The organism is Niabella aquatica, assembly GCF_054779315.1.
Window position 1 is genome coordinate 87,381 of record NZ_BAAGYM010000005.1, and the last position, 21,376, is coordinate 108,756.

Genomic DNA, 21,376 nt, shown 5'->3' on the forward strand with positions numbered 1-21,376 from the left:
GTCAGACCGGGACGGTCTGACCAGTAATATAGCTGTGTGAAGCGTCCTCGCTTCACAGGTTTACTCTATCGGCTGTGCCGATAAAAAATAGAGATACGCTGTATATAACAGCATAGAATTGATTGTTCAGGTAATTAAAATGATCAGCTAAAATGCAAATGATGAACAGGAAATTACTTTTGGTTATTGTCTTTTTTTCTTTGAGTAACCTGTTGTTTGCGCAGGCAGTGCGCCAGACAACAGACTTTAACAAAGGTTGGTCCTTTATTTTGGGTGATGATCCGGCTTATTCTAAAGAGGCGTATAATCACTCTTCCTGGCGTAAGCTGGATCTGCCACACGATTGGAGCATTGAAGGAAAGTTCGATTCCATTCATCCTGCAGGCAATGCCGGCGGTGCGCTGCCGGGTGGTATTGGCTGGTATAGAAAAAGTTTTACGGCGTCCGCTGCCGGTAAAAAAGTTTATGTCGAGTTTGATGGTATTCATAGAAACAGCGAGGTTTGGATCAATGGTCATTATTTAGGTAAATGGCCTTATGGTTATACCGCTTTCCGCTATGAGCTTACTCCCTGGTTAAAACCGGCTAATCAGCAAAACCTGATTGCGGTAAAAGTGGATAATTCGCAGCAGCCCAATTCACGCTGGTACACCGGCTCTGGTATTTACAGGGATGTAAAATTGTTAATTACCGGCAAAACTGCCATTCAGGAATGGGGCACTTTTATTACCACTCCACAGGTTACAAAAATAAAAGCAGAAGTAGCCGTTGAACTGGATATTGATAGACATGGGACGGGTGCTATCCGGCTGGTCTCCGCAGTGTATGATCCTAAAGGAAAAAAAGTAAAAGAAGTGTCTGCTTTTGCTCTCAAACAAGATAAATATTATCAATCTATTAATATTGATAAGCCGGAGCTTTGGTCTGTAAATAATCCGGCCTTATACAAACTTGTTACAAAAGTGTATCAGAACAACCGGGTGGTAGATGAATATATTTCATCATTCGGTATCCGCTATTTTAATTTCGATGCAGAGAAAGGTTTTTCGCTTAATGGAGAAGCAATGAAAATATTAGGCGTTTGTCAGCATCACGATTTAGGTGCTTTAGGTGCTGCTTTCAATACATCTGCTGCTAGGCGCCAGCTGAGAGTTTTAAAAGAGATGGGCGTCAATGCTATACGGATGGCCCACAACCCACCGGCAGCAAAGCTTTTGGACCTTTGTGATGAAATGGGCTTTTTAGTGATGGATGAGAGCTTTGATATGTGGGCAAAAAGAAAAAATAAGTTTGATTATCATATCGATTTTAAAGAGTGGCATAAGAAGGACCTGGAGCACATGGTAAGGCGTGACAGGAATCACCCTTCCATTATCATGTGGAGCATTGGTAATGAAATTCGGGAACAGTTCGATTCAACGGGTATTACTTTAACCAGGGAACTGGTAAAAATTGTTAAGGACCTGGATACTACCAGGCCTGTTACCTGTGCGTTGAGCGAGAGCGACCCTGCTAAAAATTATATCTATCAGTCGGGAGCGTTAGATCTGCTGGGCTTTAATTATAAGGTAGATTCTTATAAAGATTTTCCCAAGCATTATCCGGGCCAGAAAATTATAGCATCAGAAAATGTGTCGGGCCTTGCAAGCCGGGGCCATTATGATATGCCTGCCGATTCATTACGGTTATGGCCATCCTCCTCACAATTCAAATATGTAGAAAATGGTAATCCTGATTATACAGTTTCTGCCTACGATAACGTAGCCGCTTATTGGGGCGTAACGCACGAAAATAACTGGTGGCAGGTAAAAAGATATAAGTATATGTCAGGACTTTTTGTATGGAGCGGATTTGACTTTTTAGGGGAGCCTGTGCCTTATCCATATCCTGCACGTAGCTCGTACTACGGCATTATTGATCTGGCAGGTTTTCCGAAAGATGTGTATTATATGTATCAAAGTGAATGGGCCAGTAAGCCGGTACTGCATGTATATCCTCATTGGAACTGGCAGAAAGGACAGCAAGTAGATGTAAAAGCTTATTATAGTAATGCAGATGCTGTGGAGCTGTTTTTGAATGGCAGGTCATTGGGCCGTAAAACAAAGATAGATACTGCGTTTCATGTGCTATGGCAGGTGCCTTATGAACCGGGTGAGCTAAAAGCAGTATCTTATAAAAACCATAAAATGGTATTGGAAAAAATAATTCGTACAGCGGGGGATGCATATAAACTTGAATTATCTGTGGAGAATAAAGTTATTGACAGTAAAAAGAATGAGTTATCTTTTATTACGGTTCGTATTATGGATAAAGAAGGTAACCTGGCTCCTGATGCCGGACAGTTGGTAAAAGTAAACATATCGGGTCCTGCGGTTATTGAAGGAATGGACAACGGGAATCCTGCAGATCTTAACTCTATGAAGGATGCAGTGCATCATGCGTATAAAGGATTACTCCTTACCATGATAAAAGGCACCGGACCGGGTAAAGCCGTTATTACTTTGACTGCAGACGGGTTACAGCCTGCAAAGGCAGCGATTACAGTGAAGTAATACAGGTAATATGCGATAACACCGGCAAAGGCCAGATGGCGCAATGTGTATCTTATTTTTAAATTAATTGAAACTGGTTAATGGATAAGAATATTAGTTATAGAAGCATAGTAGTTCAACTGACCAATGTACGCCCATACTATGGTAGGGTCAGATAGGGCGGACATACCACTATATTCTACAGTTGATAGTAGTACCACTCCGGCGGCAGGCCCGTAAGTGCTGCCGGCAGTCTTTTTTGGGTACCTTTTTGGACGAGCAAAAACGTACAAAAGAAGATTTTGCATTGAAAAAGTTGAATATAGTTATTAATGAATGCTTTCAGTAGCTAATTCAAATAAATGGTAATAATAATGTCAATGAAAAAACTAATAAAAAACCTGGTACTCTCAGGTACTATATGTATACCTGGTTTTCTTTTTGCAGGTGCTGTTAATAAAAACCCAAACCCGATGAAACCGGGAGTGATCCTGGAGGAGTTTCTCTATAAAAAAGCTGATTTTCCTTCCTGCCACTCTGCTACCATTATCGAGCTTGATAACGGGGATTTGCTCTGTACCTATTTTGGAGGTACCTATGAACGGCATCCTGATGTAGAAATAAAATTGTCTCGCAAAAAGAAAGGAGGCGAATGGTCGGCCCCGGTAAGTATTGCTAACGGGGTGCAGGCTGTGGGCAAAAGACTTCCTACATGGAATCCCGTATTGTTTCAACCTGCAGGAAGAGACTTAATGCTTTTTTATAAGGTAGGCCCAAGTCCTAAAGAGTGGTGGGGCGAGGTGAAAATATCAAAAGATAACGGGTATACCTGGAGCGAAGCTAAAAAGCTGGATGGTAACATCCTGGGGCCTATTAAAAATAAGCCGGTCCAGCTTGAGAACGGTGTAATATTGTCCGGATCGAGCAGCGAAGCAAATGGCTGGCAGGCTCATATAGAACGCAGTACTGATGGTGGAAAGACCTGGAGTTTTATAGGACCGCTGAATGATGGTAAAAAAATGAGGGCTATTCAGCCTACATTGCTGACGCATGCTGATGGAAGCATACAGATGCTGTGCAGAACATCCAATAGTAATAACGAGTATATTTCAGAAACATGGTCGGGAGATGGCGGGCTTACCTGGTCCGAAATGAAGGCTACAATATTGCCTAATAACAATTCGGGCATAGATGCCGTGACGCTTAAAGATGGCCGTCACCTGTTAATTTATAATCATGCTACCCGCGATCAGAAGGGAACGGGTCATAAAGGCCGGGGCATTATTAACCTGGCGGTAAGTAAAGACGGTAAAAGCTGGGAAGCCGCTTTAGTGCTTGATTATATGGATCAGCCCGAAAAGCAATACTCTTATCCGTCCATTATTCAAACGTCAGACGGTTTGGTACATATTGTGTATACCTGGCATAGAGAACGTATAAAGCATGTGGTTATTGATCCTGCTCAATTAATAACTTATCCTATGGCAAACGGGCAATGGCCCTATGATAAGATCCCATTGGTGCTGAGCACTGAGCAATAAGCATCAGGGTTTTTGCGCTTGCTTCAGGAATACAAAAGAAACAGAAATGGGTATTGAATGTAGAATCAGGCCCGGAAAGAAAGAGCTTCCGTAGTTAGTGCATTATATGAACATTCATGCATTCCTGGTTATTTATCAGCACTTTGGCAGAAATACCGGCGGCTATTCAGCAAAGCCTAATTGAACATCGGCTATTTCGTTTGTTTTTTCCTGTTTTGTTAATGTGCATCATTACTCAACCTTTTCCAGGACAAATGAAAATATACCTGTAAAGAACGGCCGCAAAACATTCATACTATACGACTATTTAACAGGAAAATCTGTTGGGTCTGGCTAACCTTATCACTGTGTTTTCCCCTTACCGGGTTATAGGAGAATCAATTGATATATTTTATTAAGTGAACATTCTGCCTGATAAACCGAATTACTACTTACTGCATCCGGGCAACTTATGAATAAAGAACTATGCCTTTAACCAGCCATATTGAAAGCCAGGTCCCAGACAGTCTGTCTTTTATTTTGGCCATAGTATGATGAAGTGTCTGGTTAAGACGTTATAATATTTCGAAGCTATGCAGCCCTGGAGCCACTATAGGGTTGGGATCCAGAGCCGTTTGCTTTATAATAGTAAAATTTTACATCTCCTTAGTGAAACCTTGCATTGTTACAGGAATGTTAAGGGTATACTTTTGGAAAGCAAACGGTTGTAAAAATACCTGCAGCTTCTTTCAGTTATTCGTGTAGCTTATAATCAGATTGATTGTAATAGCCGGTAGGAGATATACAGGTAGCGATTGCGTTAAAGGAATTTGTTTTTAGAAAGATGTATCACTTGTGTTGATTTTTTTAATGTTACTTTAACCCGACTGTTCAGCAATTAAGCTTTTCGAATATTTTGCCAATGCTTATGGATAGATGGTACTGCAGCAGAAGCAATATTCTGAAAATTAAAAAGGGTAGATCCAACTTTTATTATATTAATCAAACGTTTTTTTTAAACTAAAAAGGCCATATGTATTTCAAGCACATTTTAAGGTTTGCGTGCCTGTTTGTACTGTTTGTATGTTGTCATAATATGGTAATGGCACAAACAAGAACGGTTACAGGTACGGTTGTGGATGATTCAACTCAGGCCCCGGTACCTGGGGTGACAATTAAGGTTAAAGACGGTCCTCAAACCGCCTTTAGTAATCAAGATGGCGAATTTACCTTAAACGTTCCTACATCTGGGGCCGTATTGGAATATTCGCATGTAGGGTATCAATTTGGAACAGTCCGCGTTACAGAAGCAGGCGGCCCGATTCGTATCATTATGAAAAAACTGGAAACGAATCTGGACGAAGTGGTAGTGATAGGTTATGGTACGCAAAAACGAAGTGATCTTACAGGCGCTGTTGCTACCGTAGACATGTCAAAGGTGGCAGAGCTTCCGGTAAGTAGTATTGCGGAAGCGTTAAAGGGCACGATACCGGGGCTGAATGTATCGGGAGGTAGTCAAAGACCAGGCGATAATGCGTCGTTAAGTATCCGCCAGACATTTGGTTACAGTAAAGATGGCAATAGTCCATTGCCTTTAGTGATAATAGACGATGTGATCCAGATAGACCCGAACACCGGGTTACCAACGATGGATCAGTTTAATGTGCTTGACCCTAACGAAGTTGAAAGTATAACAGTATTGAAAGATGCCGCGGCTGCTATTTATGGTTCAAGGGCTACGCAAGGCGCAATTATAGTTAAGACCAAAAAAGGAAAAATCGGTGCTCCAAAAATATCGTATTCAGGAAAATTTCAGTTTAATGATGCCATAAGTTTTGGAAAAACAATGAGCGCTTATGAGCATGGGATATTTTCGAACAGGTATTTCCGTGCTTCTGGTGGTTCTAATACATCATTCTTCGATGATACAGAACTGGAGGCAATGAAGTCTTTAAATTACGACTGGCTGAAAGAAGCCTGGAAACCTGGTGGGGCTATGCAACATTCTGTTAACGTAAGCGGCGGGGCTGAAAGAGCGACCTATTTTGCCAGCGCAGCTTATTATACGCAAAAGCCAAATTTAGGTAGCCAGGACTATAATAAATGGTCATTTAGGGCAGGTACTGATGTGAAGGTGGCAAACAATTTAAAACTTTCAGCTACGATTTCTGCTAACAATTCAAAGGTTGAAAAATCATTTACTAAAATTTCTATTAGTGAAGGTTCTTATACTTCGGGATCGGAACAGACGGATTATGCGGTTTTGCTGCACATGCCTAAATATATTCCCTGGCAATATACTGTGAATGGAGCAACCGAATATATTTCTCCGGCTTTAGGCCCACACAGGGTCCAAACCAATCCTGCCGGACAAAATAATATTTCGGGATGGAACTATTTTGGGTTATTAAATAACGGCTCCTTTACAGCTGATGATGATCAGGCCTATAATACAAACTTTTCTTTGCAATATGATGTACCCTTTATTAAGGGGCTGTCGTTAAGGGCTTCTTACGGAATAAATTATTCCACAGCCAATAATGAACAGGCTATGCTTGGTTTGAAATTAGCTGCAGCCACTAATACCAATGCGATAGGTTATCATTTATATTCCGATACCAGTACATGGAATGTGGCGATGAACAATAATAGGTCTACTGTGCGTTTTTCTGATGAAATAGGAAAAGTGCAGCAGTCGAACTTCTTTATTAATTATGACAGGAAGTTTGGAAAGCATAGTATATCTGTTATGACTTCTGTTGAAAAAGGCCAGCAGGATTGGCAGAAAAAATTTATTATATATGATCAGCCTGTACCAGGAGGGTATAATGGTTCTTCTACATCTGCCGGAACGTTGAACCCATCTAATACTTATGTTTCCCGGACACAGGGAGGTACCCTTGCCTACCTGGGAAGACTGAATTATGACTATGAAGGAAAGTATCTGGCGCAATTTGTATTTCGTTCTGATGCATCCACCAAATTTGCACCGGCAAATTACTGGGGCTTTTTCCCCGGAGTTTCGGCAGGTTGGGTGGTATCGAAAGAAAACTGGTTTTCAGACAATGTTCAATGGGTAAACTTCTTTAAAGTTCGTGCCTCAATTGGTAGAACAGGAAAGGATAATGTAAAAGCATGGCGCTGGATGCAAACTTATGGATATGCAGCTGATAAAGGAATGGGATTTGGAAGCAAAGGCGGTTCATTGGTATCTGGTCTAACTCCTGGTGATGAGCCAAACCCTAATTTAACCTGGGATAAAACAACAAAGAAAAATATTGGCTTTGACGTATCTGTGATCAACAGCAGGTTGTCATTAACCTATGACAGGTATTGGGATAATAACTACGAAATGTTAATGACATTAGCAAACCAGGTAGGGGTGCCTATTTCTGTAGGTGGCGGTTTTGCAGAGCAAAATTTTGGAGCAGTGAAGTCATGGGGGTCTGAATTCAGCGCTACCTGGAAAGATAAAGCCGGAGATTTTGGCTATAGCATTGGTGTAAACTTTAGTACAGGTGATAATAAAGTAACTAAATGGCTTCCGGTAGCATTTGATTATCCGTCAAATTATGGCAATAGGGAAGGATATTCTACTATCCGTCCGGCCTATGGCTTTATAACCTGGAAAGGAAACGAAGGCGGAGATGGACTTTTACGTACTGATGCCGATATTGATGCTTATTGGAAGTATCTTACTGATCTGGCTACCGCGGCAGGTACTACGCCCTCTTATTTAAGTATTACAGATAAGTCTCTGATTAGAAAAGGGATGTTGGCTTACCAGGATCTGGGCGGTCAGCTTGATGCAACGACTGAGACGATTGCCGGACCCAATGGTCGGATAGAAAAAGATGGTCAGGATTTTTCAAAATTGGGTAGCAGGAGATCTTTCGGGCTAGCGACTAATATAGGATTATCCTGGAGGGCGTTCACATTAAATACTCAGATTGCAACATCCTGGGGCCGCTATAATAGTATTGATTATATTAAACAGGGTACTGGCTCAACAAATATCTTCTGGTCTCATGAATCTTATTTAAATGATATGTATGATCCGGTAGATAATGCAGGCGGCAAGTGGCCAAACCTGGCATATTTTGACCAGAATTCTTTCCAGTCAGATTTCTGGCAGATTTCTTCTTTCAGAGGTTTCGTACGTAGTCTGGTAATTGGCTATTCTGTTCCAAAATCAATAGCCTCCAAAGTAAAGATGGATGGTGTTCGGGTAAACTTGGCAGGCTTTAATCTTTGGGACTTCTATAATCCATATCCTGACAAATATCGGAATATGTATGATGATCCTAAAGTACCCTATCCAACTTTGCGTACCTGGTCGCTTGGAATTAACGCAAGTTTCTAACAACAATATTTAATGACGACACATAATTATTAATTATGAAAAAGATAAAAATATTCACTTTCCTTATCGTGGCCGTTACAATCATTGCTGGTTGTAAGCAGGATTTTTTGGAAGAAATGAAAAGCTTTGACAGCTATGATGAAAGCATATTTACTAATGAGATACAGACCGGCTGGTATGTTGATAAGTTGTATTATGATTATTTTTCGGCATATAAATCCCCGATAGTTTCGGTAGTAGGGCTTTACAATGATACCAGAACCAGGTCCACCGAAGAAATCGGAGGAACAGTAACAGACCTGATCCATCCTCAAAAAACACTTATAAATGCTAACCAGGCAGACGGTTATTATGGAACTGCGCTTGTAGCAAGAGCTGCAAACGTCCCTTATACGCGTATCAGAACCGCAAACTTTTTACTTAAAAAAATAGAAGAAAAAGGGCAGGCATTGTCAGATGATTTTAAGAAAAAAGTACAGGGGCAAATGTTTTTTCTTCGGGGACTTCAATACTTCGATCTGATGCGTATATACGGAGGTGTTCCCATTGTGACCGAGGTAGAGAATGCAACACCAAACGATCCGGCTGTCCAGCATCCTCGTGCAACAGTGGCCGAAGTAGTGGCACAGATAATATCCGATTTTGATGCTGCAGCTGAATTACTTCCTGCAACCTGGCCAACGACAGACTATGGCCGTTTTACCAGCGGTGCGGCTCTGGCAATGAAAAACCGTGTATTATTAACCTATGCCAGTCCATTATTTAACCCTGATTGGGATAACTCAGGAAGTGATAGATGGCAAAAGGCATTAGATGCGGGGCTTACCGCTGAAACAGCATTAACAACTGCTGGTAAAGGCTTGTATGGCTCGACTGCGAAGGATTGGGCGGAGATGTGGTATATTAATGACACTAAGCTTACAGATAAAGAAGCGATCATCATACGATTGCTTTCCAATTCAACAGCATCTTCAGGTATTGAAAGTAATGGATGGGAAAGAAGCATTCGTTTAACGAAGCAAACCGGTTCGGGAGGTGTTTCCGCACCTAAAGAAATGATCGACCTGTTTCCATTAGAAAATGGTTCCCGTCCTACTGTTACCAATGGTTATGATTCTGCGCATTTCTTTCTAAACAGGGATCCCCGGTTTTATCGGACATTTGCATTCTCTGGTATGAAATGGCCTACTAAAGAAGCAACTTCCGATGTAGTGTGGCTCTACAGGTGGGCATATACAGGAAATAAGACTGCCTATAGCGATGGAAACCAGGTGAACAGCCCTGCCGTAGTTCGTAAAATGTCGAACCCTGCTGCCAGCACAGCTTCCGGCTTAGCTTTCTCAGGAACAGATATTTTTGAATATCGCTATGCAGAACTGCTGCTTAATATAGCAGAATGCTATGCGGCTAAAGGGGAGATAGCAAATGCGGTCAATTACCTGAGCAAAATAAGAGCCCGTGTTTATCCTTCTTCAGCCTCGGCCAATAATTATGGTCTTGGTACATTTGCTAATAAATATGCCGCTCTGGAAGCCTGTTTATATGAGCGTCGCGTTGAACTCGCTTACGAAGGCAAACGTTTTTGGGACGCTCAGCGCTGGATGTTGTATAATGATGACGCTTCCGCCGGAAATAATACCTGCGAAAAATTGGGTATCGATCCTATTAATGGAACAGCCCGAACAGGGAGATTATGGCAGTATAAAACTGTGATAGGAAATGCAACCGATCCACTCACTGCAGCCCGTGGCACTATTTCTGTTGACCCTGACGCTGGTGATTTCAAGACACAATTGAATAATTTAAAGAACTTTTTTGATAATAATATTCAAATTGTAGCTACTGATCAGCCAATGGACAGGGATGCGTCGAATACCCCACTATATATAAACTTTAGACAGAACTATTATATTTCGGGCCTGAATAATACGGCTTTATCCATCAATCCCTGGTTGACACAAACGATAGGATGGAATGATTATAGCGGAACCCCGGGAACATTTAATTATCGGCAGTAATGGATTTTATATTACACAAAAAAAGAGAAGCATAGCACTTCTCTTTTTTTTGTGCCTACAGCTATATAAGAGTTTTTAGGGAGATCGTTTTTACTCATGAAAGATAGTAAAATATTCCATCCCCTTAATCAAACTTGGCATTGTTAGCGCCTCTTCAGGGTTTTAACTTTATCAGCTCAATATAAATAACCGGTTGCCGTTATGCATATATTTTCAAAAAGAAATTATCTCCCGCTTTTATTTACAGCTTTTGCTTTCAATACGCAGGCTCAGTCGGTAAAAGACAACGACTATATGAATATAATTAAAGGTCGTGCATATAAAATAGCGGCACCATTGAATATTAGCGATTCAGCAAAATTTTATGTTGTAAGAGATAAAATAGCACAAGAGTATGCCGATATAAAAGCAATAGATGATGAAAATGAGGCCGCTGTAAAAGCTGTAAAAGCACAACAACTCGATAAAGCAGTAACCGACGCAGAACTGGCTAAGATCACCGGTATTTCTGAAGAAAAAAGAACCACACTTAATAAAAAATTTGTTCAATCCTTGGCAAAAGAGCTAAACGCAGGCCAGATAGAGCAGGTAAAGAACGGTCTCACTTATAATGTGCTGCCCCTTACTTACAAGGCTCACCTGGATATGATCCCTTCTTTAAAAGAGGATGAGAAAAAATATATTTACAACGCGTTGTATGAAGCCAGGGAACATGCTATGGCCTCAGGTTCCAGCGATGCCAAGCATGCATGGTTTGGAAAATATAAAGGGCGGATTAATAACTATCTTACTTCCAGGGGGTACGATCTTGCCAAAGAACGAACGGCCTGGTATGAAAGAATAAAGGCACAGAAAAAGTAATCAGTAACCCTTACTTACATTTTTCCGAAAGTATTAGATCGTACCGGCGTCCAATAATATTATACTACAGTAGTTAGATCGGTTAATTTTTTATATGAACAAAAAGATAATACTAGGGTTTTTACTGGCAGGCACGTTATCGGTTGCTTCAGCCCAATACCCGCAGGTTTCCAAAGAAGATCAGCAAAAAGCAAAGGAACTGATGGATGCTGCCGAAAGGCACTCTGATTCTATGTGGGCCATTGCTTATCCCATCATTAAAAAAGAGGCAACGGAAGGCCGTCCCTATATTCCCTGGGCTTCAAGATATGACGAGCTGCCACATGCCGCTATCCCCGCATTCCCGGGTGCAGAAGGCGGCGGCAAATTTGCCACAGGTGGCCGTGGTGGTAAAGTGTATGTAGTTACCAATTTAAATGATGACGGTCCCGGCAGCTTTCGATGGGCCTGTGAGCAGGGGGGTGCCAGGGTTGTGGTGTTCAATGTGGCAGGTATTATCCGCTTAAAATCACCTTTGATTATCCGCGCTCCTTATATTTCTATTTACGGGCAATCGGCACCGGGCGATGGCGTATGTATTGCAGGCGAATCGGTGTGGATCAATACCCACGATGTGATCATTCGCTATATGCGCTTCAGGCGCGGTGAAACATGGGTGGGAAGAAGAGATGATGCCATTGGTGGTAATCCTGTTGGAAATATCATGATAGATCATGTAAGCGCTTCATGGGGGCTTGATGAGAACATGAGCATGTACCGCCACATGTATAATGACAGTACCGGCAAGATAGAAGATAAATTTGGTACCGTAAATATTACCATTCAGAATTCGATATTCAGCGAGGCGCTCGATACCTGGAACCATGCTTTTGGCAGCACGCTGGGTGGTGAAAATTGCAGCTTTATGCGTAACCTTTGGGCTAATAATGCAGGCCGTAACCCTTCGGTGGGCTGGAATGGTGTTTTCAATTTCGTAAATAATGTGGTTTACAACTGGGTACATCGCTCTATCGATGGCGGTGACTACAGGGCGCAGTTCAATATTATTAATAACTATTTTCAACCAGGCCCTTCAACACCCAGGAATAACAATGTCGGGCATCGCATCTTGAAACCCGAGAGCGGACGCAGTAAACTATCCTACAAGGTTTATGGCAGGGCTTATGTAAATGGAAATGTAATGGAGGGCTATCCCAAAATTACTGCAGACAACTGGGCCGGAGGGGTGCAGGTAGAAGAGCTGGACGGTGTGGGAGAGCATGAGGGTTATATGCGTCAGCGCAAACCTTTAATTATGCCGGCGCTTACCATATTAAATGCCAATGCTGCCAGAACCTTTGTATTGGCCAATGCCGGCGCTACTTTACCCCGGCGCGATGCCGTTGATGCAAGAATTATAAAAGAAGTTACCACAGGTAAAGCTACGGCTATCCAGGGCGTAAAGTTGCCCGAAACACAGTTTCAACACAGGCGTCTGCCTGTCGATTCTTACAAGCAGGGTATTATTACAGACATTAGCCAGGTTGGCGGTTACCCTGAATATAAAGGAACGGCTTACAAAGATTCGGACAACGATGGCATGCCCGATGATTATGAAAGAAAAAAAGGCCTGAATCCTAACAATGCATCTGATGCATCTGCATTTTCAAAATCAGGATCGGGTTATACAAATATTGAAGAGTATTTAAACAGCCTTGTTGATATGAACAATGTGGTGCCGCCGGTAGCGAAAAAATAGTTACTCCGCTTATCAAAATTATAAATATACAGGTGAAACAATTGATTGCAGGAGCTCTTTTATTAAGCTCTTTCCTTTGCAGCAGGAATAATGCGGCAGCTCAGTATCCTGTTATACCAAAATCAGTAGCAGATTCGGCTGAAACGGCAGGTGCTGAAGACAAAAAGATATCAGAGCATCGATGGGAGGAAGCCAGGCTTATCGTAGAATCCGAAGCCCGAAAGGGCCGCCCCTTTATTCCATGGGCGGCAAAACCTTCTGATTTGCCGCAGGCAAAAATAGCCGCTTTCCCCGGGGCAGAAGGCGGCGGTAAATTCAGCTTTGGCGGCCGTGGGGGAAAGGTGCTGGTGGTAACCAACTTAAACGACGACGGACCGGGAAGTTTTAGGTGGGCCTGCGAGCAGGGCGGCGCCAGGATCATTGTATTTAATGTGGCAGGTATTATCTGGCTTAAAACACCGGTAAATATTCGTGCACCTTACGTTACTATTGCAGGACAAAGCGCACCGGGCGATGGTGTTTGCATTGCAGGCGAATCGGTTTTAATAGACACGCATGATGTGATCATTCGCTTTATGCGTTTCAGGCGCGGCGCCACAGAAGTTACCCGCAGGGATGATGCGCTGGGGGGTAACGGGGTAGGAAATATCATAATAGATCATGTTTCCGCCAGCTGGGGCCTGGATGAAAATATGAGCATGTACCGCCATGTATATGACCGGCAAGGAAAAGCCGATAAGCTGCCAACGGTAAATATTACGATTCAAAATTCCATCTTTTCGGAAGCACTTGATACGTATAATCATTCGTTTGGAAGCACTATCGGCGGGTTGAACAGCATGTTTACAAGGAACCTTTGGGCCAGCAATATCAGCCGCAACCCTTCGGTAGGTATGTACGGCGATTTTAATTTTGTAAATAATGTTGTGTTTAACTGGTGGAACCGCACGGCCGATGGCGGGGATCACCGTTCCTTTTACAATTTCATCAATAATTACTATAAGCCAGGCCCTGTTACACCGGCAGGAGCCCCTATCAGCTATCGCATCCTGAAACCAGAGTCCGGCAGGGATGCAGCCAACAAAGAACATTTTGGCAAAGCTTATGTGGCAGGCAATATCATAGAAGGCAATGCAAAAGTTACGGCCGATAACTGGGCTGGCGGTGTGCAGCCTGATGTAAAAAACGCAACAGAGCTGAACCGGCAGATCAAAACCGATAAACCTGTTCAGCTGGCACCGGTAACGGTTATTTCTGCTAAAGGTGCTTATGATTACGTATTAAAAAATGTTGGAGCAACTTTACCGGTAAGAGATGCTGTTGATAAAAGAATTGTGGAAACCGTAAAAACCGGGAAAATATACGTGGCGCCTGATGCCCAGCCTTACTATGGCAGGTTTATCAAACGCAGGTTGCCCGAAGATTCTTACAAAAAAGGTATTATAACACATCCATCACAAGTAGGTGGCTACCCCGAATACAAAGGTACTCCCTATAAAGATACGGATAATGACGGCATGCCAGATGCTTACGAGATGAAGAATAAGCTCAACCCTGATGATGCGTCTGATGCCGGGAAAATAGCAAAAAACGGGTATAGCAATATCGAAAATTATTTGAATAGCTTAGTGAATATTGCAATTGTAAAACCGGCTAACGGGATGAAGAAATATTAATTGGTGAATTAATGCCGTTTACTTAAAGAAAGAGGCTGACTAAAAAGTAATATCAGTCGGTTGTGATAGCTATCAGAATATCGAAGGATAATTTCTTAATTGTCTATATTCATCATGCGCAATATGACAACAAAGGATCCTTTATCAGTGCATCTTTTTGAGTATTTTGTGCTGTAAAATCAATGAGATGATGAAAAAAAGCATCGTCTTTTCGATTCGCCGCAGGCGGAGAGAAATCTCCTGAATCTGAAGCAGATCTTTCTCTCGCTGTGCGGGATCAAGATGAGGACTAATTATCAATATGTTATCAATATGTCATTGTCAATTGTCAATGAATACGCTTTAGAAATGAAGGCACATTTTTATTATACGTTTTGTATTATCCTGGCAGGTTGCTTTTCATTGAAAGCAGCTGCCCAGAAACCGCTGCATGCAAAGCCGGTATTACCCGTAGTGGTAGAACGGGGAAAAATCATTTATAACCCGGATACTATAACGGGCGACCAGGTTCCCGATTTTTCTTATTGCGGCTATAAGGCTTCGGAAGAAGAGATACCGATGGTACCTGTAAAAGTTACAGTGCCATTGGTAAAAGGCGACGCTACGCTTACTATTCAAAGCGCTATCGACGCAGTTGCAGAGATGCAGCCCGATAAGAACGGGTTTCGGGGTGCAGTGCTTTTGGCAAAAGGAACCTATGAGATTTCCGGTCAGGTTAAAATAACCGCATCGGGTATCGTTTTACGGGGTTACGGTGCGCAGGGACAAACCGTTATCCTGGGTAAAGGCGTTGACAGGGATGGGCTGATAAGGGTGTTTGGAACGAATGACCAGGTTTTTAGCACAGAAAAAAAAATAATGCAACGTTATGTACCTGTAGGTGCGGTGAGTTTTATGGTTGAAGATGTAACGGGATTAAAAACGGGCGATGCCATTGTTGTGAAAAGGCCATCAACAAGAGAGTGGATTGAAGTGTTGGGTACAGAAAGTTTTGGTGGCGGCATTTCGGCATTGGGCTGGAAACCGGGTGATGTTGACCTGGGCTTTGACCGCACCATAACCGCTATCAGTGGGAATACCATCACCATTGATGCGCCCCTTACTACATCGGTGGATGAAAAATATGGCGGCGGTACCATCGCCCGGTATAGCTGGCCGGGGCGCATTGATAATGTGGGTATCGAGAATATTTCGCTGGTCTCGGATTTTAACAGATCGAACCCGAAAGATGAAGCGCACCGGTGGATGGCTGTTACATTTGCCAATGTGCAGGATGCCTGGGTACGGCAGCTGAGCTTCAGGCATTTTGCCGGTTCTGCTGTATGCATCAGCGAAACGGCAAAGAAAATAACAATAGAGGATTGTATATCTGCCGATCCCGTATCCGAAATTGGCGGCCAGCGCCGGTTGACTTTTTTTACCCGGGGTCAGCAAACCTTATTCCAGCGTTGCTTTTCAGTTAATGGTTACCATGACTATAGTGTGGGGCATGGTGCAGCCGGGCCGAATGCCTTTGTACAATGCACAGCTGAGCGGCCGTATAGTTTTAGTGGTACCACCGGTATGTGGGCATCGGGTGTGTTGTTTGATGTAATGAATGTAGAGGGGAATGTGATATGCGTTGGTAACCGCGGCCAGGACGGGCGGGGGGCCGGATGGAGCGGCGCGAACTGCTTTTTGTGGAACTGCAGCGCATCGCTGATAGAATGTGATAAACCACCAACTGCCCAAAATTGGGCTTATGGCTCATGGAGCGGGTTTGCAGGAAAAGGTTTTTGGACAGAGTCTAATAACTCATTAAATCCCAGGAGCTTTTATTATGCACAGCTGTCACAAAGGCTGGGCAAAGATGTATCAAAACAGGCAGCCGTATTAGGTATAGGATCCGAAGCTTCCAGCAGCCCCTCGGTTGAAGTGGCATTACAGCTAACCAAAGAGGCATCCACACCCAAAATTCAAATGGATGAATGGATCAGGCAGGCAGCAAAAAGAAACCCTGTATCCGTAGAATCAAAAGGTGCTGTGGCAATCAAACAAAAAACAGGTACATCGACGGTATACCCGCCAAAATCGGCCATAGACTTAAAAATTGAAAATGGCTGGTTAGCAAAAAACAGCACTGTGCTGGCCGGAAGAGTGCAGGGTGTTCCCTGGTGGACGGGCGGAGTGGAAGCGCGCGACCTGCAGCAGGCCCGCCAGAAAATGGCTTTGACCAGGTTTGTGCCTGGCAGGGTAGGACCGGGCCTTACCGATGCGTTAGATAATGTGGTGGACTCAATGAAGGCGAATAATATCATCGCTTTAAACCAGCACTATGGCTTATGGTATGAACGAAGAAGAGATGATCATGAGCGTATCCGCCGTATGGATGGCGATGTATGGCCGCCTTTCTATGAGCTGCCTTTCGCGCGCAGCGGGAAAGATTCGGCCTGGGATGGATTAAGCAAATATGATCTGACAAAATATAATACCTGGTATTGGGACCGGTTAAAGCAATTTGCCGATCTGGCCGAACTAAATGGATTGGTGTTGCTGCACCAGCATTATTTTCAGCACAATATTATCGAAGCTGGTGCGCATTATGCCGATTTCCCATGGCGCACGGCTAACAATATCAACCATACAGGTTTTGTAGAACCGGTTCATTATGCGGGCGATAAACGTATCTTTTATGCAGCGCAGTTTTATGATATTACTAACCCTGTGCGCAAAAAGCTGCACCAGCAATATATCGAACAGTGCCTGAACAATTTTAAGCAGAATAGTTCCGTTATACAATTCACCAGTGAAGAATTTACCGGTCCCCTGCATTTTGTACAGTTCTGGTTGCAAACCATCGCCGGATGGAAAAAGAAAAATCCGGGTTCGCAGCAGTTGATCGGGTTAAGCGCTACTAAAGACGTACAGGACGCTATTTTAAAAAACCCCGAATACGCGTCGGTAGTCAATGTTATTGATATCAAATACTGGCATTACCAGGCCGATGGATCGGTGTATGCCCCCGAAGGCGGCAAAAGCCTGGCGCCGCGCCAGTGGGCGAGATTGCTCAAACCCAAAGCTACTTCTTTTGAGCAGGTGTACAGAGCTGTAAAAGAGTACCGGTTAAAATATCCGGGAAAAGCAGTTTTATACTCTGCTGATGGTAGCGACAGGTTTGGCTGGGCTGTATTCATGGCTGGCGGATCTTTGGCTGCATTACCACAGGCTGCCGACAGGGAATTTTTAAGGGCAGCTACCGAAATGCAGCCTGCCGGTAACTATGGCAAATATGCGCTCGCGGGTAAAAACGGATTAATCTTATATAGCGAAACAAAGGATCAGATCGTTTTGGATTTGTCTGCATTTTTGGGCAACCTTAAAGTAAGATTTCTAGATACCCAAACCGGCGCTTTACTACCGGATGAGCGGCATATCCATGCAGAAAAAAAGGTATTAATCGCCTTACCGGAACCAGGTTGCCTGGTGTGGGTGGCAAAAGAGGATAAGGTCGTCTTCTCACATTGATTTAATCCGTTGAGAAGAACGCAGATGTCATCGTTTTATCACTTTAAAAAGCACTATAAGTGCCGGATAGTAAAATTTTCCATTTTATTAGCAAAACCTCACATTGACAACAATGCCAAATCAGGAAGCATGTGTATGATACCAACCCGCTATTTGCTTGAGTTATATAATGAGCAGGCCGATGCAAGATACAAAGCCTGGTTCCGGGAGGAATATTATTTGGATAAGGCCAGTTATCAGAAGCTTCTATATCCGAATTGACGAAGCGTATGCTGATCAACGGTTACAATAGCAGGCGAAGTGGTGATTATATGATCATGCTGCAGCCTGCCTGGGTAATCGGCAACATTAAAGGCGCTACACATGGCACATGGTATACGAATGATGCACATATTCCGCTGGTTTGGATGGGATGGAAAATCAGGACCGGTTATACTAATAAGCCTGTTGGCATGACAGCCATTGCCCCAACGCTTGCAGCGCTTTTGCATATACAGGCACCCAGTGGGTCAATAGGAGCAGTGATCACTGATATAACAGACAGATAGTCTATAAGAAGCCGGTAAGATGGAATAAATTTTTATTATGATGGAAAAATTTATCCAAACTTGAGCGTTTCAACATGTAGTACTACTTTTAAGATCACTAATTTTTTTTCACAAAACCCATTTAACGATGCAGGTTGCTATACACAGTTATATTGGAAGGTTGATCTTGTGTTTTGTCGTTTATTTTACGTCAGCTCAGCAAGGTTTTGCGCAGCAATTACCCTGGCTTAAAATTTCTGAAAATAAACGCTTTTTCCAGACTGCCGATGGTAAACCTTTTTTCTGGCTGGGTGATACGGGTTGGCTGCTATTTGTAAAATCCAGCAGGGCAGATGTTTTGAAATACCTCGATACCCGGCAGCAACAGGGTTTTAACGTGATACAGGTAATGGTATTGCATACACTGGCTGCTAAAAATGTATACGGGCATGATGCGTTGCAAAATGGCGATATAAGCAGACCTCTTACCACGCCGGGCAGCGATTTTAATGATAAAGCGGCGTATGATTTCTGGGATCATGTAGATTTTGTAATTGATGAAGCCGCCAAACGTGGTATCTATATGGCATTGGTTCCGGTGTGGGGTTCCGCTGCAAAAGATGACCGGGTAACGAAGGAGCGCGCAGCTGTTTATGCAAAATTCCTGGCAGAGCGGTATAAAGATCATAGCAATATCATCTGGCTCAATGGGGGGGATATAGAGGGATCAGCCCGTATGGATGTATGGCAGACTATTGGCACTACCATTAAAAAATATGATGCTACGCATCTGATGACCTATCATCCGCGCGGCCGCTATTCTTCAACAGATTGGTTCCATTATGAAAAATGGCTGGATTTTAATATGTTTCAAAGCGGGCACAGAACCTATGCGCAGGATACGAGCATGAAGGAAAAGCACAGGCACGGAGAGGATAACTGGAAATATGTGGCTACAGATTATAACCTGAAGCCGGCAAAGCCGGTGCTGGATGGAGAACCCTCTTACGAAAATATTCCTTATGGTTTGCATGATAGCCTGCAGCCACGATGGAGCGCTGCAGAAGTACGCCGGTACGGCTACTGGAGCGTATTTGCAGGGGCAGCGGGTTTTACTTATGGAGAGAACGCAGTGATGCAGTTTAACACCATGGGCGATTCGGATGCTAATTTTGGTGTTTTTAATAACTGGAAAGAATCGGTACAGGCGCCGGGAGCCTTGCAGATGCAATACCTCAAATCTTTAATGCTGTCCTACGGGTACTTTGACAGGAAGCCGGCCCAGGAAATCATTGCAGATAATACACAAAAACGCTATAACTATATACTGGCAACAAAAGGTAACGATTATGCAATGGCATATACTTATACCGGGAGAAATTTTAAAGTGAATACATCTAAGCTGGGCTTTAAGTTGTCAAAAGCAAAATGGTACAGTCCCGTTGATGGAAGTGAGCAGGCTATCATATTAAAAACAAGATCAGGTATTATTAGCTTCGATCCACCAGGAGAGCCTGAAAACGGTAACGATTGGGTATTGGTGTTGCAATAGATATGGTCTGACTATCCCAGGTCAGGCCCAGTAATTATTGAACAGAGTAGCTGAGAATAAATAGATTGAGTTCTGCAATGCAAATAAAGTGTGCGACGCAACAAAGTTTAATAGTAATACTACAGCTAACTACATATAAAATAAAAATATGTTCAAAAATAGACCTGCCATATTAATATTAATGATTGTCTTTGTTATGACATCCTGCTCTAACAAAGCATATTTGTTTACTTCATTTCGCGAGCCGGCCGATGCCGGCCTGCGCATGTTATACAGTTATGACGGGTATAAATGGAACGACCTCAATAAAATTTTCTTAAAGCCGGAAATAGGTAACCAGAAAGTGATGCGCGATCCCTCTATGGTTCAGGGACCGGATGGAACTTTTCATTTGGTGTGGACAACCAGCTGGCGCGGCGATAAAGGCTTTGGTTATGCCAGCTCAAAAGACCTGCTACATTGGAGCGAGCAAAAGCTGATACCGGTTATGGAGCATGAACCATCAACCGTAAATGTATGGGCTCCCGAATTGTTTTATGATGATGTAGCTGAGGACTATAAAATAATATGGGCAAGTACGCTTCCGGGCCGCTTTGAGCGTGGGGTAGAAGAAGATAGTAATAACCACAGGATGTATATTACAGCTACTAAAGATTTTGAGACCTTTATTCCGACAAAGCTTTTTATTGATCCTAAGTTTAGTGTCATTGATGCGGTTATTGTAAAGCGTGCGGCAAAGGATTATGTTTTGGTACTGAAAGATAATACGCGTCCCGAACGCAATCTTAAAGTAGCCTTCAGCAATTCACCTTCTGGACCGTGGAAGGATGTTTCGGCGCCGTTTACGGAAAATTTTACCGAAGGGCCATCAATAGTTAAGGTAAAAGATAAATGGCTGATCTATTTTGATGCTTATAGAAAGGCGTCTTACGATGCTGTAGCTACAAAAGATTTTATTCATTTTGAGGATATCAATGATAAGATCAGCATTCCCAAAGCGCATAAGCATGGAACCATAGTGCCGGTGAAGAGAAAGGTGGTGAAGCAATTGTTGAGGAGGGTTAATGGTTCAATCCAGTAACCAGC

The 21,376-nt window shown here is 43.1% G+C and carries 11 protein-coding genes; all 11 read left to right on the plus strand.

Annotation, left to right across the window (positions count from 1 at the left end; genetic code table 11):
* The first annotated feature begins 161 nt into the window (after window positions 1-161).
* Complete coding sequence (locus ACYVBM_RS05385; protein ID WP_460684602.1) at window positions 162-2,552, plus strand: glycoside hydrolase family 2 TIM barrel-domain containing protein; 2,391 nt, start codon at window positions 162-164, stop codon at window positions 2,550-2,552.
* 359 nt (window positions 2,553-2,911) lie between these two features.
* The gene (locus tag ACYVBM_RS05390; protein ID WP_460684603.1) at window positions 2,912-4,072 is read left to right on the plus strand and encodes a sialidase family protein; all 1,161 of its coding nucleotides are present in this window, start codon (window positions 2,912-2,914) and stop codon (window positions 4,070-4,072) included.
* Window positions 4,073-5,153: 1,081 nt separating this feature from the next.
* On the plus strand, window positions 5,154-8,414 hold the full coding sequence (locus ACYVBM_RS05395) for a SusC/RagA family TonB-linked outer membrane protein (protein ID WP_460684604.1): 3,261 nt from the start codon (window positions 5,154-5,156) through the stop codon (window positions 8,412-8,414).
* Window positions 8,415-8,449: 35 nt separating this feature from the next.
* Window positions 8,450-10,432: a RagB/SusD family nutrient uptake outer membrane protein gene (locus tag ACYVBM_RS05400; RefSeq protein WP_460684605.1), complete on the plus strand. Its 1,983-nt coding sequence runs from the start codon at window positions 8,450-8,452 to the stop codon at window positions 10,430-10,432.
* A 201-nt stretch (window positions 10,433-10,633) separates the two neighbouring features.
* On the plus strand, window positions 10,634-11,293 hold the full coding sequence (locus ACYVBM_RS05405; protein ID WP_460684606.1) for a DUF3826 domain-containing protein: 660 nt from the start codon (window positions 10,634-10,636) through the stop codon (window positions 11,291-11,293).
* A gap of 94 nt (window positions 11,294-11,387) precedes the next feature.
* Window positions 11,388-13,031, plus strand: coding sequence for a polysaccharide lyase (locus ACYVBM_RS05410; RefSeq protein WP_460684607.1), 1,644 nt, complete (start codon window positions 11,388-11,390; stop codon window positions 13,029-13,031).
* 32 nt (window positions 13,032-13,063) lie between these two features.
* Window positions 13,064-14,707 carry a pectate lyase family protein gene (locus tag ACYVBM_RS05415; protein ID WP_460684608.1) on the plus strand — a complete coding sequence of 548 codons (1,644 nt, stop codon included), beginning with the start codon at window positions 13,064-13,066 and terminating at the stop codon, window positions 14,705-14,707.
* A 312-nt stretch (window positions 14,708-15,019) separates the two neighbouring features.
* A complete protein-coding gene (locus ACYVBM_RS05420) occupies window positions 15,020-18,211 on the plus strand; it encodes a DUF6298 domain-containing protein (RefSeq protein ID WP_460684609.1) in 3,192 nt (1,063 codons plus the stop codon).
* 257 nt (window positions 18,212-18,468) lie between these two features.
* Complete coding sequence (locus ACYVBM_RS05425; RefSeq protein WP_460684610.1) at window positions 18,469-18,759, plus strand: hypothetical protein; 291 nt, start codon at window positions 18,469-18,471, stop codon at window positions 18,757-18,759.
* A 127-nt stretch (window positions 18,760-18,886) separates the two neighbouring features.
* The gene (locus ACYVBM_RS05430; protein WP_460684611.1) at window positions 18,887-20,290 is read left to right on the plus strand and encodes a glycoside hydrolase family 140 protein; all 1,404 of its coding nucleotides are present in this window, start codon (window positions 18,887-18,889) and stop codon (window positions 20,288-20,290) included.
* A gap of 148 nt (window positions 20,291-20,438) precedes the next feature.
* Window positions 20,439-21,371, plus strand: a complete 933-nt coding sequence (locus tag ACYVBM_RS05435; RefSeq protein WP_460684612.1) for a glycoside hydrolase family 43 protein — start codon at window positions 20,439-20,441, stop codon at window positions 21,369-21,371.
* The last annotated feature ends 5 nt before the right edge of the window (window positions 21,372-21,376 follow it).

Excerpts from the sequence above, each read along its gene's own strand:
- ACYVBM_RS05385 (WP_460684602.1), top strand. The coding sequence starts at position 162 with ATGAACAGGAAATTACTTTTGGTTATTGTCTTTTTTTCTTTGAGTAAC.
- ACYVBM_RS05390 (WP_460684603.1), top strand. The coding sequence starts at position 2,912 with ATGAAAAAACTAATAAAAAACCTGGTACTCTCAGGTACTATATGTATA.
- ACYVBM_RS05395 (WP_460684604.1), top strand. The coding sequence starts at position 5,154 with ATGGCACAAACAAGAACGGTTACAGGTACGGTTGTGGATGATTCAACT.
- ACYVBM_RS05400 (WP_460684605.1), top strand. The coding sequence starts at position 8,450 with ATGAAAAAGATAAAAATATTCACTTTCCTTATCGTGGCCGTTACAATC.
- ACYVBM_RS05405 (WP_460684606.1), top strand. The coding sequence starts at position 10,634 with ATGCATATATTTTCAAAAAGAAATTATCTCCCGCTTTTATTTACAGCT.
- ACYVBM_RS05410 (WP_460684607.1), top strand. The coding sequence starts at position 11,388 with ATGAACAAAAAGATAATACTAGGGTTTTTACTGGCAGGCACGTTATCG.
- ACYVBM_RS05420 (WP_460684609.1), top strand. The coding sequence starts at position 15,020 with ATGTCATTGTCAATTGTCAATGAATACGCTTTAGAAATGAAGGCACAT.
- ACYVBM_RS05430 (WP_460684611.1), top strand. The coding sequence starts at position 18,887 with ATGCAGGTTGCTATACACAGTTATATTGGAAGGTTGATCTTGTGTTTT.
- ACYVBM_RS05435 (WP_460684612.1), top strand. The coding sequence starts at position 20,439 with ATGTTCAAAAATAGACCTGCCATATTAATATTAATGATTGTCTTTGTT.